The sequence below is a fragment of the Kordiimonas sp. genome (genome assembly GCF_048260245.1).
Classification (GTDB): domain Bacteria; phylum Pseudomonadota; class Alphaproteobacteria; order Sphingomonadales; family Kordiimonadaceae; genus Kordiimonas.
In genome coordinates this window covers 1-16477 of sequence record NZ_JBLXGZ010000013.1, presented here as the reverse complement: position 1 = coordinate 16477, position 16477 = coordinate 1, and the positions used below count along the sequence as shown (strand labels likewise).

Annotated in this window: 15 protein-coding genes; 1 reads left to right on the top strand and 14 read right to left on the bottom strand. The window is 55.3% G+C overall.

Annotated elements, in window-relative coordinates; translation table 11 throughout:
• Positions 1-2: 2 nt before the first annotated feature.
• The 14 genes from ACN0VM_RS08775 to ACN0VM_RS08710 form a co-directional block, all read right to left on the bottom strand.
• Positions 3-782: a cell division protein FtsQ/DivIB gene (locus ACN0VM_RS08775; RefSeq protein ID WP_417450496.1), complete on the bottom strand. Its 780-nt coding sequence runs from the start codon at positions 780-782 to the stop codon at positions 3-5.
• Positions 782-1714: a UDP-N-acetylmuramate dehydrogenase gene (gene murB, locus ACN0VM_RS08770; protein WP_417450495.1), complete on the bottom strand. Its 933-nt coding sequence runs from the start codon at positions 1712-1714 to the stop codon at positions 782-784. Before murB ends, ACN0VM_RS08775 begins: the two co-directional genes overlap by 1 nt.
• Positions 1711-3126 carry a UDP-N-acetylmuramate--L-alanine ligase gene (gene murC / locus ACN0VM_RS08765; protein WP_417450494.1) on the bottom strand — a complete coding sequence of 472 codons (1416 nt, stop codon included), beginning with the start codon at positions 3124-3126 and terminating at the stop codon, positions 1711-1713. The genes murB and murC overlap by 4 nt, the downstream gene beginning before the upstream one ends.
• Complete coding sequence (gene murG / locus ACN0VM_RS08760) at positions 3126-4232, bottom strand: undecaprenyldiphospho-muramoylpentapeptide beta-N-acetylglucosaminyltransferase (RefSeq protein ID WP_417450493.1); 1107 nt, start codon at positions 4230-4232, stop codon at positions 3126-3128. The genes murC and murG overlap by 1 nt, the downstream gene beginning before the upstream one ends.
• Complete coding sequence (gene ftsW, locus ACN0VM_RS08755) at positions 4229-5380, bottom strand: putative lipid II flippase FtsW (RefSeq protein ID WP_417450492.1); 1152 nt, start codon at positions 5378-5380, stop codon at positions 4229-4231. Before ftsW ends, murG begins: the two co-directional genes overlap by 4 nt.
• Positions 5377-6744 carry a UDP-N-acetylmuramoyl-L-alanine--D-glutamate ligase gene (gene murD, locus ACN0VM_RS08750; protein ID WP_417450491.1) on the bottom strand — a complete coding sequence of 456 codons (1368 nt, stop codon included), beginning with the start codon at positions 6742-6744 and terminating at the stop codon, positions 5377-5379. The genes ftsW and murD overlap by 4 nt, the downstream gene beginning before the upstream one ends.
• Positions 6745-6750: 6 nt before the next feature.
• Positions 6751-7827, bottom strand: coding sequence for a phospho-N-acetylmuramoyl-pentapeptide-transferase (gene mraY / locus ACN0VM_RS08745; RefSeq protein WP_417450490.1), 1077 nt, complete (start codon positions 7825-7827; stop codon positions 6751-6753).
• Positions 7817-9268, bottom strand: a complete 1452-nt coding sequence (locus ACN0VM_RS08740) for a UDP-N-acetylmuramoyl-tripeptide--D-alanyl-D-alanine ligase (RefSeq protein ID WP_417450489.1) — start codon at positions 9266-9268, stop codon at positions 7817-7819. Before ACN0VM_RS08740 ends, mraY begins: the two co-directional genes overlap by 11 nt.
• Positions 9269-9271: 3 nt before the next feature.
• Positions 9272-10735, bottom strand: a complete 1464-nt coding sequence (locus tag ACN0VM_RS08735; RefSeq protein WP_417450488.1) for a UDP-N-acetylmuramoyl-L-alanyl-D-glutamate--2,6-diaminopimelate ligase — start codon at positions 10733-10735, stop codon at positions 9272-9274.
• A 19-nt stretch (positions 10736-10754) separates the two neighbouring features.
• On the bottom strand, positions 10755-12440 hold the full coding sequence (locus ACN0VM_RS08730) for a peptidoglycan D,D-transpeptidase FtsI family protein (RefSeq protein ID WP_417450487.1): 1686 nt from the start codon (positions 12438-12440) through the stop codon (positions 10755-10757).
• Positions 12437-12817 (bottom strand): cell division protein FtsL, encoded by a 381-nt coding sequence (gene ftsL, locus ACN0VM_RS08725; RefSeq protein ID WP_417450486.1) that lies wholly within the window; start codon positions 12815-12817, stop codon positions 12437-12439. The genes ACN0VM_RS08730 and ftsL overlap by 4 nt, the downstream gene beginning before the upstream one ends.
• Positions 12817-13815: a 16S rRNA (cytosine(1402)-N(4))-methyltransferase RsmH gene (rsmH, locus tag ACN0VM_RS08720; protein ID WP_417450571.1), complete on the bottom strand. Its 999-nt coding sequence runs from the start codon at positions 13813-13815 to the stop codon at positions 12817-12819. Before rsmH ends, ftsL begins: the two co-directional genes overlap by 1 nt.
• Before the next feature lie 2 nt (positions 13816-13817).
• Positions 13818-14285 carry a division/cell wall cluster transcriptional repressor MraZ gene (locus ACN0VM_RS08715; RefSeq protein ID WP_417450485.1) on the bottom strand — a complete coding sequence of 156 codons (468 nt, stop codon included), beginning with the start codon at positions 14283-14285 and terminating at the stop codon, positions 13818-13820.
• A 539-nt stretch (positions 14286-14824) separates the two neighbouring features.
• Positions 14825-15823: a hypothetical protein gene (locus ACN0VM_RS08710; RefSeq protein WP_417450484.1), complete on the bottom strand. Its 999-nt coding sequence runs from the start codon at positions 15821-15823 to the stop codon at positions 14825-14827.
• Between the two features lie 291 nt (positions 15824-16114).
• Between ACN0VM_RS08710 and ACN0VM_RS08705 the strand changes: the two genes are divergently transcribed.
• Positions 16115-16477: cation:proton antiporter (locus ACN0VM_RS08705; RefSeq protein WP_417450483.1), on the top strand; the 363-nt coding region annotated here is incomplete at its 3' end.

The window sequence follows — 16477 nt, the reverse complement described above, 5'->3', positions numbered from 1 at the left end:
TCCTAAGTTGCCCAACCAGTTCCGTCCATCAGGCGATGGCCTTCAGGGGAAACCCTCAGAATCATTCGGTCTGGCAAGCGCATATCAATGACACTCACCTCACGCTCCAACAAGCGATACTCGGCCTGAAGATTGGCAAATTTTTGCCATGCCGCCGCTGCGTCATAAGCCGACGGGGCAGCTTCGGGCAACTTCAACCGTACGCCGTTATCAAAAACCAGATCCCAACGCCGCCCACCCACTCGGACCGCCGTCTTGACACGCCCGGCAATGACCGGGACGGCCTCAAGCAATGCATACAAACTTGCAGCCTCAACGTCTGCCCCGTGACCCACTACCATTAGCAAGTGCGAAAAATTACTGAGGCCGCGATTGGTGATAATGTGCCCGGTATCGTCTATCAAGCGGACCTGCCCGTCCTGTTGCCAAAGCGCAAATGGCTCGCGCTCCTGCAACTTAACCTTCAGCTTGCCAGGCAAAATACGTGTAACTTCCGCTTTTTGAACCCACGGCAGAAGCTCCAACTGCGCTCGAATGCGCTCGAGGTCAATAGACAGGAGCGGCACGCCCTTATCCACATCCAGAGCGGCGAGAACGTCGCTGCGATTAGTCCGCACAAGTCCAGCGAGTTCCAAGTCATCCAGCACAAAGCCAGCATCACGTGATCGCTCCACAAACCAAGCATCAACACTTGGCGCGAGCCATGTGCCATAGGCGATGCCGCTTGTAAGCAACGCAAGCGTAAGAACCAGGCCGCGCTTATGTCGAATAACACTCAGCATCAAACCGCTTCCACTTCCGGCTTACGGCCAATAATGGCAATTTCCCATTCAAGGAAAACACCCGTTCTATCTTTCACACGTTCGCGCACCGTTTCACCCAGTGTTTCGATATCAGTCGCTGTTGCAGCGCCATGATTTATGATGAAGTTGCAATGCTTTTCTGAGACCTCTGCATCGCCGACCCGCATACCGCGACAGCCAGCAGCATCAATCAGCTCCCAAGCCTTTTTCCCTGCCGGATTCTTGAAGGTACTACCGCCCGTGCGGGTGCCTATTGGCTGACTTTCCTGCCGTTCAGCAGATATCTCATTCATCCGTTTCCGGATCGCGGCTTCATCGTCGGTCTTGCCCTGAAAGGACGCGCGTAGAAAAATGAGGTCTCGACCAACTGCGGAGGACCGATAACCGAAGCCAAAATCGTCAGACCGCAATTCATGAACATGGCCATAACGATCCACTGCATGTGCGTGAATCAACACATCGCTGATTTCGCGGCCATAAGCGCCGGCGTTCATACGCAGAGCACCGCCAACCGTGCCCGGGACACCGACCATGAACTCGAGACCGCCAACGCCTGCCTTGGCCGCTTCGCGTGCCACATGAACATCCATGGCCCCTGCACCGGCCTTTATGACACCAGCTCTAACCTGTATATCTGAGAAGGCACGTCCAAGGCGGATAACTACACCTTCGACGCCACCATCACGAACGAGCAGATTCGAGCCAACGCCAATGACAGTCAGCGGAATATCGCTCGGCACATGGCGTAGGAACGAAACCAGATCATCCTCGTCTATGGGTTCAAAAAGCACATCCGCCGGCCCCCCTGTTTTGAACCAACTCAGTCGTGAAAGCGGCGCCTGTTCAACCAACCGCCCTCTGACATGCGGCAAACGGTCTATAAAAGCGTAATGTTTGGATGCCGTCATCATTGTTTGCTCTCCATGGCCTCCAGAGCGGCAGGCAGGTCGTTTGCCCACTTGCTGATTGAACCGGCTCCAAGACAGACCACAACGTCGCCCGGGCCAGCATGCCGGTAAACGGTCTCTGCGAGATCTGTTTCGCCGTAGATAGCGTCAACCTGGCGATGGCCATGATCCCTCAGCCCAGCCACCAAACCATCACGGTCCGCGCCCTCTATAGGAGTTTCTCCCGCCTCATAGACCGGCGCCACGATGACAGTGTCCGCATCATTAAAGCAGGTACAGAATTCTTCGAACAAGGTCTTTAGTCGGGTGTACCGGTGTGGCTGCACTACAGCAATGACGCGCTGGTCAAAACTGTCGCGAGCAGCCTTGAGAACGGCAGCAATCTCTACTGGATGGTGACCATAGTCATCAATAATCGTGATATCATTGACCACGCCAGTTTTGGTAAAACGCCGTTTTACACCACCAAAACTGGCAAACGCGGATTTGAGTGTTTCGTCGTCAACTTTCATCTCAAGGCCAACGGCGATAGCCGCAAGCGCGTTCTGCACATTGTGAGAGCCCGGCATCGGCAGGCTAACACCCTCGATAACATGGTCTTCACCAGCGACACGGGCGCGAACCGCCACATCAAAGGTGACCGTTCCCTGTCTTGAGATGATGTTTATCGCCCGGACATCTGCTTGCGCAGACATGCCGTATGTAATGAATTTCCGACCCTTCAGGTGGCGCATCAACCCCTGAACTTCCGGGTGGTCAACGCAAAGAATTGCTGCACCATAAAACGGAATACGATCCAGAAACGCTTTGAACGCCTCTTTTTCCGCCTCGAAGGTGCCATAGAAATCAAGGTGTTCAGCGTCCATATTGGTAACCACTGCGATGGTAGCTGGCAGCTTGACGAAGGTGCCGTCACTTTCATCGGCTTCCACCACCATCCAGTCACCCTCGCCAAGGCGGGCATTGGTGCCGTAGCTGTTGATAATACCGCCGTTAATCACAGTCGGATCAATGTTAGCCGCCTCAAGCACTGCGGCAACCATTGATGTCGTCGTCGTTTTGCCGTGCGTTCCCGCAACAGAAACACACCACTTGAGACGCATCAACTCCGCCAGCATTTCCGCCCGGCGCACCACAGGGATAAGTGCCTCCCGTGCCGCGAGGACTTCCGGGTTGTCAGCCTGTATTGCCGAGGATACCACCAACACCTGCGCGTTACCAAGGTTGTCGGCACGTTGGCCGATCTTGACATCGATACCCAGCCCTTGAAGACGAAGTACATTGGCGTTTTCGGTCATATCCGAACCCTGAACTTTATAGCCAAGGTTATGCATTACCTCTGCAATACCGGACATGCCGATGCCACCGATCCCCACAAAATGCACTGTACCAATATCAAATGGGATACCCTTCATCAGGCTTCGGCCTCCTCTAAAGCAACACTCTCAATGATCGCGGCAAGACGCTCAGCAGCGTCGAGACAAGCGATGCCACGCATTGCATCAGATGCATCGCGCAGCATGGACGGGTCAGTCAGCAGGAGTTGTAGTTTCTCCGAAAGCGTCTCTTGCGTAAAATTTTCTTCTTGCATAACCCAACCACCACCAGCGCGTTCGATCACACCCGCATTGGCGCTTTGGTGATCATCTGCGGCAATCGCCAACGGCACCATGATAGCAGGCCGCCCCATGGCGGAAAGTTCGGCTACGGTCGAGGCTCCTGACCGGCAAATCACCAGCTGGCAGCGTAACAAAAGCGCACCAACATCATCGAAATAGGACTGAACAGTATGCGCAATTCCCGACGCGGCATAGGCGGCTTTCACACGTTCGACGTCTTCGTCACGCGCCTGATGTGTGATCTCAATTCGGGACCGCAGATCCTCCGGCAGTGACGCCAATGCCGCAGGAACCACGTCTGAGAGGATGCGTGCTCCCTGACTGCCGCCGATCACCAGCAAGCGAATATCACCAAAGCCAAACGGCACCGAATAGGCAATATTCGACAACTTCGAGATGAGATGCCGGACGGGATTACCTGTTACTTCGGTATACGCTGCTTTCGGGACGCGCTGGCTATGCTCAAGTGACAACGCGAGAACCCGCGCATTCTCCGCCATTAATCGGTTTACACGACCCAGCACTGCATTTTGCTCATGCAGGACATAGGGCACTCCGAGGCTCCGGGCGGCCAAAACGACAGGGAGTGACGGATACCCGCCAAAACCCACAACGACCGCCGGGCGACGCTTATTGAACAGCGCACGCACCTGCAGCGTGCTTTTGATGACGGAGTATAGCGAACCCACCTTCGCAGCAAGGCCCCCGCCCATATGACTTGACGCCTTAAGCACATGGCGGTTCGCGTCCACCATGGCATTGCGAATAGCATCACCCCGGCTGTCGGTAATCAGCAGCACATCATGGTCATGCCCCGTCAGAACATCCGACACGGCTTCGGCGGGCATCATATGACCGCCGGTTCCACCAGCAGCCAGCACGATATGCAGCTTACTGCTCATTCAGCGGCCCTCCAACCCAAGGGATCAATGCCCGGATTGATAAAACGGTTCCGCCGTGTAAGAGCGAGGACCATTCCCATACCGATCGCAAGGGCAAGCATTGAGGAGCCGCCGTATGAAATGAACGGCAAGGTCATGCCTTTTGAAGGTAGCAAGGCCAAATTCACACCAACATTGATCAGCGTCTGCATGCCCAGTTGCATGATAAGGCCTGACGCTGCGAGCAGACGAAAGGGATTTTCTTCCTCCAGAAGGTGCGCAAGTCCGCGCACCACAAGGCCTGCGAATAAAATGAGCAACATTACGCATGCGATGGCTCCAAACTCTTCCCCGACCACGGCAAAGATATAATCGGTATGCGCATCGGGCAGGTGCAGCTTGACAGCACCCTCGCCTGGCCCCTTGCCAAGAAGCCCACCACTTTCAAAAGCCTGCATGGCTTTATCCATCTGGTAGGTATCCCCACTTTCCGGGTTGATAAAGCGGTCAATTCGACTTGCCACGTGCGGCAAAAGTGCATACCCAAGACCGAGCCCCAGAATCCCGACTACACCCGCCAGCATCAGCCACATAAGTGGCAGGCCCGCAAGAGCCATCTGTGCCATCCAAACAGCGCTGATCAGAATGGTTTGGCCAAAGTCAGGCTGCAACACCAGAAGCATCACGACCAAAAGGTAAAGACCAAACGAAACTCGCTTCGCGGGAATTTTTTCGTCGGTGAAATGAGACGAAAGAACCCAAGCCGTCGTCACTATGAAAAAAGGCTTCAAAAACTCGCTGGGCTGCAAGGTGAAGCTCCCAATTTGCAGCCACCGCGTCGCGCCCTTTATCTCAGGTCCTATCAATAAGGTCAGAGCCATCAGGCCCATCATAACCGGCAGGCCAAGTACGGCCATGCGCCGTACCATCGCCGTGGACATCATGGAAATACCCAGCACCGTTACCAGTGCTGCAGAAAGAAAAAATGCCTGCCGCTTGACAAAATGCAACACATCGAGACCAAGTCTTTCAGCGACCGCCGGGCTGGCGGTCAGCGTCAGCCAGATGCCAACCGTAATCAACACCAACACCAAAGCAAGCATCCAGCGGTCGACGGTCCACCACCAACGAGACAGGACCGAATTATCGCTTCTGGAAAAAGCAATCATGCCGCGTCCCCTTCAATCGATTCAACCAGTTTACGGAAAGCCGCACCGCGCACCTCGAAATCCGCAAATTGATCAAAGGCCGTACAGGCAGGGGAAAGCAGGATCACGTCCCCTTCAACCGCGTTGGCAAAAGCACGCTCCAGCGCCTGCGACAGATCACTACAGTCTGTAATGCCGACATGCGCGCCAACGTCGTGCGCAATCGCGTCCGCCGCTTCGCCAATCAAATACGCTTGTTTCACTCGCTCCATCAAGGGTGCGAGGGCCGAAAAATTCTTCTCCTTCGGACGCCCCCCTGCAATCCAGTGGATATCCTTGAACGCCCGCAGTGCCCGGGATGCGGCGTCCACATTTGTGGCTTTGCTATCATTTACGAATCGCACACCGCGGATAAAGCCTATGGTTTCTTGCCTATGTGCCAAGCCCGGGAAGTTGCCGAAAGCTTGTAAAATGCGTTCGCCCGTGAAACCAAGAAGTCGCCCCGCTGCATAGGCGGCTGCCATATTCTGCCAGTTATGACTGCCCAACAGCATCGGAGCATGTGCGCCAAGGTCGCCATAGGACACCGGGTCACCGTCGAGGCCGTCAAAAAGCTCTCCGTTCGAAATATAAATGCCGCCCACAACGGCCCTCTCAACAGAGATCGGCACCACACGGCCTTGCACCATCGGGATGAGCGCCGCACAATGATCATCATCCACACTGACAACAGCCGCACTTGAGTCCATCTGCATGTCAAATAGACGTTTTTTCGCTCGAACATATCCCGCCACGTCGCCATGACGGTCAAGGTGATCGGGCGTGACATTCAGCAGAATACCGATATCGGCACTGAAAGATTTCGTCAAATCCAGTTGGAAAGACGACATTTCAAGCACATACACGCCGCCCTCAACAAGAGGGTCCAGCGCCAAAATTCCGGTGCCAATATTACCACCAATCGCCACCGGCTTGCCACACTCGGCAACCATATGGCCAACAAGTGCTGTCGTCGTAGACTTGCCGTTGGTGCCCGTAATGGCAACCACCTTGTGGGAGGGCAGGTCCTGACGAGCCGCCTCAAACACATCAAAATCACTGATGATCTGCGTATTCGATGCGATACATTTTTTTACCAATGAGTGAGGCTCTGGATGCGTGAGCGGCACGCCCGGCGCCAGCATCACTGCGTCTAGGGTGTTGAAGTCCACATCATAAAGATTGTGAACGGCGTTCGCACTCACTGCCGAACGCCGTACTTCGCTATCGTCCCAGGCATACACGCCGGCGCCGGAGGCTTCGAGAGCTCGCACCGCCGCAACGCCGGTACGCGCAAGGCCGAACACGCCGATTTTTTTACCCCTATATGCCTGTGCCGTAATCAATGCAGCTTACCTCAACTTCAACGTGGCGAGGCCCACAAGCGCCAGTATCACCGCAATGATCCAGAAGCGGATCACAATCGTCGGTTCCGCCCAGCCCTTTTGTTCATAGTGATGATGCAACGGCGCCATGCGAAAAACGCGCTTGCCTGTCAGCTTGAAGGAGAGCACCTGTACGATCACCGAGATCGTCTCCAGCCAGAACAGGCCGCCAATGATCGCCAGCGCGACTTCATGTTTGGTTACAATAGCCATTGTGCCCAGAGCACCGCCCAAAGCCAGCGATCCGGTGTCGCCCATAAATACCATAGCCGGAGGTGCATTAAACCAGAGAAACCCAAGGCCTGCGCCAATTATCGCACCAGCGAGAACGGCAAGTTCACCCGCTCCGGCGACATAGGGTACGCCCAAATAGCCGCTATAGACGCTACTGCCAACGAGATAGGCGATAAAGCCAAATGCGCCGGCCGCTATAATCACCGGCACCGTTGCAAGTCCGTCCAGCCCATCGGTAAGGTTCACCGCATTGCCACACCAGACCACCACCAGCATCGCAAAGGGGATGTATAGAAAACCAAGATCAATCAACAAGTTTTTGGCGAAGGGTAACGCAAGTGTCGGGCTCTCGAGATCGGCAACAAGCCAAGCAGCCGCACCCGCTATCGCGAATTCAAGCAATAACCTGACCTTCCCCGACACCCCGTCGGATGTCCGTTTCGTGACCTTAAGATAATCATCAACGAAACCTATCGCACCAAAACCTAAGGTCACGGCCATCACCGCCCAGACATATGGGTTAGAAAGGTCTGCCCACAAGAAAGTTGAAACACCAAGCCCTAGCAAAATCATAAAACCACCCATCGTCGGAGTGCCCGCTTTGTTTATAATATGACTTTGTGGACCGTCTTCGCGAATTGGCTGGCCTTTTTTCTGCTTTGTCTTAAGCCAACGAATGATCATCGGACCAAAAATAAAGCAGATAACAAGTGCCGTCAGCACCGCACCGCCGGTACGGAACGTCAAATACCGAAACAGATTGAAAATGCTGTACTGGTCCGCAAGCGGAGCCAGAAGATTATAAAGCATGGCGCACTCCTAACATTCCGTCAGCGCTGTCATCGGCCATTTCCCGGTCAGCGATATCGAGCAATTCGCGGACAAGTGAAGCCAAACCTGCACTGTTGGCCCCTTTTACCATTATTGCATCGCCGTCGCGCAGTAATTCTGCAAGATTTCTGGCTGTAAACTTATCCAGCTCCCAATATTCGGTATTCACCCCGGCGCGGCGCCCCACTTTGGTCATGCAGGGGCCCAATGCGATCAGCTTGTCGACATTGAACCGCTCAAGATCCCGCGCCAGCTTCTGGTGAATTTCCTCGCTACGCTCACCCAGTTCCTTCATATCCGACAAGACCGCAATACGTCTCCCAACACCTTTGGTTGTTGCGAGCGAAAGGCGCCGGAGGGCTGCTGTCATGCTGAGCGGATTGGCGTTATAGCTGTCATCAATCAGCGTACAGCCTGCGCGGCCCATCTGTAAGGCATGGATACGTCCGCGACCCGGCTCCGCCTGCAACCGCGATAAAGCAAGGGCCGCATGTCCCAGGTCGCCGCCAACGGCTTTCACTGCTGCCAGAACCAGCAAGCTGTTGAGCACCCACTCTCGGCCAGGCTGGCCAACCTTGTAGGTAATTGTGGTCCCGGCGATATCCGCTGTCAGGCACGAGCAAGTGCCGTGCTCGGTCATGCGCAAAGGACGCACGTCGGCATTCCCCGTGACAGACACCGTCATATAATCTCGCCCGCAGGATTTGGCTTCAGCCCTCAAAGTCTCCGCCCAATCGTGGTCCATACCCAGGATGGCCAACCCATCAGGTTTTAAGCCGTCAAAAATCTCAGCTTTTGCCCGGGCAATATCCGACAGTTTTTCGAAGCCCGCCGCATGGGCGGCCCCAACAGCCGTAACTACTGCCACGTCGGGGGCAATCAAACGCGCCGAATGCGCTATCTCTCCGGGCATGTTCATGCCCAGCTCAAACACCCCAAAGCGGCTATGACGCGGCATTCTTGCCAACGAAAGAGGCACGCCAATATAGTTGTTGAAGCTCTTCATACTGGCGTGTGTAGCTTCCGTGCGTCCGAGCGCCTGGCGCAGCGCCTGAACCACACTGGTTTTCCCGGCGCTGCCCGTCACGCCCACGACGCGCGCGGGAGCGCGGTTGCGAGCGTGAGCAGCCATGCGCCTCAAAGCTTCCAGTGTATCATTAACATGCACAAGCCTGAGCGCAGACGCTTCAGCGACAGCAATATCTTCACTCACAAGCGCGGCCACTGCCCCACGAGAAAATGCGTCGGCCACGTAATCATGGCCATTGAGCTTCGCGCCATTCAGGGCAATGAACATATCGCCGGGCATGACCTCACGACTGTCAGTATGCACGCCGTCTGCATACCATGGCTGGGCGCCCACTCCCCCACAGGTCGCCAACAGCTCGGCTGATGTCCATAATGGTTCTTCAAAGTCCACCGCTCACCCCCTGTTTCGCTCGTTACAGCAGCCCAGTATTTCCCGAACGACTTCGACATCCGAAAAAGGCAACACGTGTCCGCCAGCAGTCTGGCCCTCTTCATGCCCTTTTCCGGCGACGATCAACATGTCGCCGGCCTTCAGCGCCGTCACAGCAGCCTCGATGGCGGTACGGCGGTCCCCTACATTCCGTGCAGACGGACATGCCTTCAGGATTTCCGCGCGAATTGCAGCAGGAGGTTCACTGCGCGGGTTGTCATCTGTCACATATACATGGTCAGCCAGATCAGATGCGATCTGACCCATTTGCGGGCGCTTGCCCGCATCCCGGTCGCCGCCGCAGCCAAACACGACATGCAGGCTGTTGGGGTTATGAGCTCGCGCGGCAGCCAAGACGGTTTTCAAACCATCAGGTGTATGGGCGTAATCGACAAACACGACACCGCCTGTATCTGTGGTGCCGATCAGTTCCATACGCCCAGACACGCCCCTGAGGAGCGCAAGCGCCTGAAAGACTGCAGCAGGCTGTCCACCTGTCGCAAGGACAAGGCCAGCTGCGGCAAGCGCGTTATGTGCCTGAAATTCCCCTACAAGCGGCAAGTCAATGTGGTAACGCGCACCCCCATATGCCACGTCAAGCATTTGGCCTCTCGGGGTAACTGACTGATCCAAAAGACGTAATACTGCACGCTCATGCCGACCCACGGTAATGAGGGAAAGACCACGTGCCCATGCGATATCTTCCAGAATACAGCCCCAGCGGTCATCCACATTAATTACAGCCGTGGCGTCCGGGCCCAGCAAGTCACCAAATAATCGCGCTTTGGCATAAAAATAGCCCTGCTCTGTTTTGTGATAATCCAGATGGTCGCGGGTCAAATTGGTGAAAGCTGCTGCCTGCAGGCGCATCCCGTCCAGACGGAACTGGTCAAGGCCATGGCTTGATGCCTCTACCGCCACATGGCCAATGCCGGCTGTTGCCAGTTTATGCAAAGCACTGTGCAAAATCATAGGATCAGGCGTTGTGAGCCCTCCCGGCTCCTGATAACTTTCTGACTTAACGCCAAGCGTCCCCACGCTCGCGGCCAGGCGCCCCGTAATCTGCCAAAGTTGGCGGGTAAAATCAGCAACGGATGTTTTTCCGTTAGTTCCGGTAACAGCCACCTGAATGGCTGGTTGCTGACCGCAGAAGCGCGCCGCCAACTGTGCGTAACGACGCCGGGGGTTCGCGTCTTCAATAAAAGGGACATCTGTTCCTGCCGGCCGCGCATTCTCGGTTGTCAGGATAGCCGAAGCACCGGCAGCTATGGCATCACCAATAAAATGGCGACCATCAAGCTTGCTTCCCGGCAGGGCGGCGAAGAGAACACCTTTTTTAACGGCACGACTATCAGCCGTCATGCCAGAGATCATAATATCCCCGGTGTCGGTCGTCCCGCCCAGAAGCTGTGCCAGTGCCACCGCCATTTAAGCCACGTTCGCCTTCCTAGTCTTTTTCAATCATCAATGCGACCCGTTGGTAAAGGCCATCATCTTCGCGCCGCGGTGCCACACCGAGAAGCGGTGCGGTGCGCAGCACCACATTTTTCACAACAGGAGCCGCAACCCAGCCCCCGCCACGGAAACCAAAGGTCTCTTTGGTGCCGCGAGGTTCATCCAACAGGGCAAAAACCACATACCGTGGATCATCCATTGGATACGCGCCGACAAACGAGGAAATCAGCGCGCGGGTGTCATAGCCGCCCGCTACAGCTTTCTCTGCTGTACCCGTCTTGCCACCGATCCGGTAGCCCACGGCGTCAGCGCGACCACCTGTACCTTTTTTTACCGTCAAGCGTAGAAGCTGACGAATTTTACGGCTGGTCGATTGTGAGATAACCTGTTTACCGGCTGGCCATTCCTGAGAATTCTCGATAAGCGTGGCGGTGTTAAGGCGACCACCGTTCACCATTGCAGAAATTCCGGATGCTAACTGCAACGGACTGACAGCAATGCCGTGCCCATAGGAAATTGTCATTGTGGAAATCTTGCGCCACGTATCCGGATAAAGAGGCGCCCCCACCTCTGGCAACTCAATCGTCGCAGGCTGCAACAGGCCGATCTGGCTGAGAAAAGCCTGCTGACGCTCAGTCCCGAGATCCAATGCCAATTGCGCTGTACCAATGTTCGACGAATAGGCGAAAATCTCCGGCAGGCTCATGTAGCGTGCCTTCGGGTGATCGTCCTGAATAGTAAACCGTGCGATACGCAAGGGTTTTGTCGCATCATATCCATCGTCAAGCGTCGCTACGCCACTATCCAGTGCCGCTGCAAAGGTGAACGTTTTGAAAGTAGACCCCAGCTCGTACACACCTTGAGTAACACGGTTGAAGCGCTCCTTGCCTCCTGCCCCATTGACACTGTTGGGGTCGAAGTCCGGCAATGAGACCATGGCAATGACCTCGCCGCTGTTGACATCCATAACAAGTCCGGCAGCGCCGCTCGCCTGATGGGCACTCATAGCCGCTTCAAGCTCGTCGGTCAGCGCATATTGCACCCGCGCATCAAGGGAAAGCCGAATTGGTTCGTTTGTCAGTGCCTTGTCGGACAGTCTGTCATTGAAATATCGCTCGACCCCACCGAGGCCGTTTCCATCGACATCAACAAAACCAAGCGCGTGAGCTGCAAGACGACCATGTGGGTAAACACGCTCTTCTTCACGCTGGAAATAGAAAGCCGGAATGCCAAGCGCATTAACCTGCCACTTTTCACGCGGGCTGAGTTTACGCTTAAGCCACACAAAACGGCGACTGGAGCTCAGCTTCTCCTCCACATCGGCCAACGACAGGTCCGAGAGAACAGAAACAAGCTGCACCGCCGCTTCATGAGGGTCTTTTATCTCCTGCGGATTGGCGTACAGCGAAGCGCTTTCAAGGTTGGTTGCCAGCACTTCGCCATTTCGGTCCCGAATATCGGCACGAGAGAAGACGACAGGTGGCACAACAATCTGGCGCGCTGCAACCTGAGTGTTTTCCGGTGTCGACAGGCCAAGCTCTATCGTGCGCACCATCATCACCACAAACGCCGCAAAAAATAGCAAGACCGCAACCATCAAGCGGTTGCGGGCTACTTCAAGTGCGCTCTTTTGCTGCCCCTGAAAGGAGAGCCCTGCAACTGACGACGCCGACTTCACAAGCTTGTCCCTCTCTCTTTTTCCGGCTTCTGGCCGACACCCTCACGCTCACTGGCTGGCAGTAGTACACCAGGGTCTTCCTCGGCTTCCACGCCGCGAGGCCGGAAAGGAATGCGTGTCGGTTCCTCCAGGATTTGCTCGGCGGTGGGTGGCATCAACGCCAAAAAGCGGATCGACTTTTCCTGCAGGGACCGGGGCGTGGTAAGAAAAGCCCACTCAGCCTCCAGCACCCTGATAGCCTCCCGGTCTTCATGAATTATATTTGCCAGTGCCCTGACCTCATCTGCCTTTTCTTGAACGGCCAACTTCAGCTGCAATACCGCCGCACCCGCAAGAATTGCCGTGAAAGCCGCCAAGATAGTAAACAACCGCCTCATCAGCCCCTCCTCTTCCGGACAGACGACCAAGCCGGAGCGCCGGTCCGCACTGCCGCACGAAGCCGTGAGGAGCGAGACCGCGGGTTACGGTCCATCTCTTCATCACCGGGTTTCACAGCACCCTTGCTCTTCAATGAAAAGGATGCCTTCGGCCCAGCATCAATGGGCCCAGGCAGATGACGGCTACCGCCTGCTGCACGTCCTGCGCGTTCGGCCATAAAGTTCTTAACAATGCGGTCTTCAAGAGAATGAAAACTCACAACCACAAGACGCCCCTCAGGCTTCAGCATTGCTTCCGCACCCATCAGGCCGCGCCTCAGTTCGCCAAGCTCGTCGTTCACATGGATACGCAGCGCCTGAAAGGTGCGCGTTGCCGGGTGCACCGCACGCTGGCCTTTCTTCACCGGCGGACGACCAAGAATGCGCTCAATCAAACCGGATAGATCTTTGGTACGTTCAAACGGCTTATCTGCGCGGTCTTTCGCAATGGCGGCCGCAATACGACGTGATTTACGCTCTTCGCCATATTCATAAATGATGTTGGCAAGCCGCCCTTCCTCGTATGTATTCACGACATCTGCCGCACTCTCACCCGAACGAGCCATGCGCATATCAAGGGGTCCGTCCCCCTGGAATGAGAAGCCACGATCCGCCTCGTCGATCTGGAAGGAGGAAACGCCAATATCCAGCATGACACCGTCAACGGCGTCATGCCCGACACCGTGCAATAACGCCGCCATGTCGCCAAAACAGCCCTCCAGCATGACAAACCGCTCACCGAACTCTCGCTTGAGCGGCTCTGCGCGCTTGATGGCATCAGGATCACGGTCAATAGCAATCACCTGACAGTCGGCAGCCTCCAGCACCGCGCGGGTATAACCGCCCGCACCGAACGTCCCATCCACATAGACTTCGCCAGCCTTCGGCTCGAGCGCGGCGACAACCTCATCCAACAGGACCGGGATGTGCGCACCTGAATTTTGGGGCTCTTGAGACATACTCATGTCGCACCCCCACCGCCGAAAGGCGGCAGCTTGGGCGCAGCCTCCGCAGCGTGTGCCAACTGATCTTCACGATGGGCCGCATAAGCGTCCGCGCCCCAAATCTGGAACTTGCGGCCGAGACCTACAAAAGTTGCGTGACTGTCGATCGCGGCGAACTCTCGAAGCTCCCCCGGCAGCATGACGCGCCCTTCCGGATCAAAACCAAGCTGGCTGGCGCCGGCGAGAATGGCGGTAGCAACGGACATCTGGTCGGGGTTGAACGGTCCAAAATCGCCGTAAAGCCGGTCTGAAAGCTGCTCAAGAAAAGTTATGTCCGCGCCTTCAATGCACGGAAGGTTAAAGGGCCGGTAGACAACAATGCCGGGGAAGTGGCTGGAGGACACGGCAGTACGAAAGGAGGCCGGCACAGAGACCCGCCCCTTCTTGTCTACCTTGTTTGTGAATGTGGACAGGAAAAACGCCATTGCCCAACAGTCCCCCGAATTTGCTACCCGCCCTTGCCGCGAAACAAGGCGCGGTCATCCAGAACGTCTTCTGGACCTATTTGGGATACCATGGTTTTTCATGGGTGGTCAATGGGAGCTTATGGGAAAATATGCACCAGCATGGGTGAGGAAAAGTCACAGAGCTTCCATTATAAATAATATAAAACAATGGTTTAACATCGTTTGTTTTCTTTATGTTCTCAATATTTGGGCGAAATTTATATTCGGGAAAACTGCATTCTTATGGGAGCGCATGGGAGATACGAACAGCCAACATGCATCAAGGCCAGAACGGCCCTTACTGCACCGAACACCAGCAACGAAAGGAAAGACATTTATCCGCATGCCTGAAGGTACACCGGCTACTCCCGGCGTATGTGCATGACACGGATTCTAAAGGTTTGTGTGACGGCCGAACTCCGGTGGAGTTCGGCCCACGGGAACAGCCCAATGGTCTACAGCAGGAGGCGGAACTTGAGATTACCGCTTATGTATCTTTTCTTGTCGGCCCACCAAGATCAAGCCGACGGTGCGTCATCCACATCAACCGCCATAAGGTTCTGGTAAGGCGCTGTCTGTCTCAACGCCACCGTATTGGCGGGCGTATCGGCCAGATACACCGTTTCAGGCCCGCTTGTGAAGCTGTCATTGTGGATGGTATTCGGCCGGATTGTAAGCGCAGAACCATCTGCCGGCACCCTGAAAATGGTGAAGTGATAAGCGGGTACATAAGGCTGATGTTTATGAGCGTCTTCGATCAAGCGGCCCAGCAGTATTTTCGAAGAGGTTGCGGGCTGACCGTCCATCGCAGGCTGCGGCAGAAAAATATGAGGGAAAGGATGATGCTCCACGAACAAGCCCCCGCCACCAAAGGGCTGAAGGGCATAACCTGAAATATAGTCAGGCAGGCGGCCATCATATTGCATGCCATAGAGAATTTCATCAAACCCCATGAAGAATTTCTCGCGAGGCTTCAACAGCTTGCCACCATAATACGCAAGGGTCTCCTCATAGTGGGGGTGAGTGGTGTCAAGAACAGGAAACTGAAGCATCGGATCGTTGACAAGAAGCGAACCGGTGCCCCCAAATACGTTGGCTGAACCGCCAAGACCGGGGATGGCGCCACCATCCTTTACCGAAATCCATTTGGCATTGACACAGACCGCGCTACCTTCCCGCACCGAGGTATGGGTGTGATATTTCTCTTCCAGTTCATCGATCAGACTGCGACCAGCGCATTTTTCCTCCAAGACTTCGACACCAGCCCCCTCTCCCGGTGTCAGCCGTACCTTCTGACCCGGCTCAATGGCACCAAATATGCCCGATGTAGTCATCAAGGGCACACCTTCCCTGCCTGAGCGAAGGACCACGGCAGTGTTGAGGAATGTAAAGTGCTCCTTCAGAAAGGCATCGCTGACCTTGACGTTAACCGTCCGCCACCGGACCTGCCGCATCTGTTGTTCAATATTTCCCTGAATCTGGGCGCCCTGCGGCCTCAACTGGGTAATGGATGTCATGCTTTCCCCCCTACCTGAAAACGAGTGAACAATCTACCGTCGGTAGTATTTATATGTATATCAAACACCATGGCTTTTTGAAGAGAAATTATCCTCCGGCCCAAGCGGGGCCGGAGCTGTCACACCGACAACGTTTCGGCTCTGATACGGCGACGTGAATCCTTCTCAAGATCTTATCCTGCTCAAGCCACAAGCAAGCGGGTCAACTTATTGATATCCCCTGCCGGGAAATTCGTTACTATTCAGTGTGATATACCTACAATCGGGCGCTCGGGACCGCAGGAGGAATATGTGACCGGACTATTGATACTGGCCGTCATCACCATAATCGTAGCCACAGTGGCCAAACGCATGGCATCGACCATGGTCACGATTCCCATGGTTTTCATTGGTCTTGGGGTTGTGTTGTCCTACTCAGGCCTACTGCCAAAGGAGGGTGCACAGGAAGGCCTGCACTTTATTGCCGAGATCGCTCTCGTTATCCTGCTTTTCCTTGATGCCGCCAAAGTAAACCTTGGCGAACTGATACGCGAACGCAATATCCCATTACGCATGCTGCTGATTGGCCTACCACTCAGCGTTCTTTTGGGTACGCTGGCGGCTGGGGCTCTTTTGCCCGACTGGCCCATTTTTACTCTCGCCTTGGTCGCCGCC

What these genes read in the sequence shown, in the direction of transcription:
- ACN0VM_RS08775 (WP_417450496.1), bottom strand. Translation starts at nt 782, where the DNA reads ATGCTGAGTGTTATTCGACATAAGCGCGGCCTGGTTCTTACGCTTGCG.
- murB (WP_417450495.1), bottom strand. Translation starts at nt 1,714, where the DNA reads ATGATGACGGCATCCAAACATTACGCTTTTATAGACCGTTTGCCGCAT.
- murC (WP_417450494.1), bottom strand. Translation starts at nt 3,126, where the DNA reads ATGAAGGGTATCCCATTTGATATTGGTACAGTGCATTTTGTGGGGATC.
- murG (WP_417450493.1), bottom strand. Translation starts at nt 4,232, where the DNA reads ATGAGCAGTAAGCTGCATATCGTGCTGGCTGCTGGTGGAACCGGCGGT.
- ftsW (WP_417450492.1), bottom strand. Translation starts at nt 5,380, where the DNA reads ATGATTGCTTTTTCCAGAAGCGATAATTCGGTCCTGTCTCGTTGGTGG.
- mraY (WP_417450490.1), bottom strand. Translation starts at nt 7,827, where the DNA reads ATGCTTTATAATCTTCTGGCTCCGCTTGCGGACCAGTACAGCATTTTC.
- ACN0VM_RS08735 (WP_417450488.1), bottom strand. Translation starts at nt 10,735, where the DNA reads ATGGCGGTGGCACTGGCACAGCTTCTGGGCGGGACGACCGACACCGGG.
- ftsL (WP_417450486.1), bottom strand. Translation starts at nt 12,817, where the DNA reads ATGAGGCGGTTGTTTACTATCTTGGCGGCTTTCACGGCAATTCTTGCG.
- rsmH (WP_417450571.1), bottom strand. Translation starts at nt 13,815, where the DNA reads ATGTCTCAAGAGCCCCAAAATTCAGGTGCGCACATCCCGGTCCTGTTG.
- ACN0VM_RS08715 (WP_417450485.1), bottom strand. Translation starts at nt 14,285, where the DNA reads ATGGCGTTTTTCCTGTCCACATTCACAAACAAGGTAGACAAGAAGGGG.
- ACN0VM_RS08710 (WP_417450484.1), bottom strand. Translation starts at nt 15,823, where the DNA reads ATGACATCCATTACCCAGTTGAGGCCGCAGGGCGCCCAGATTCAGGGA.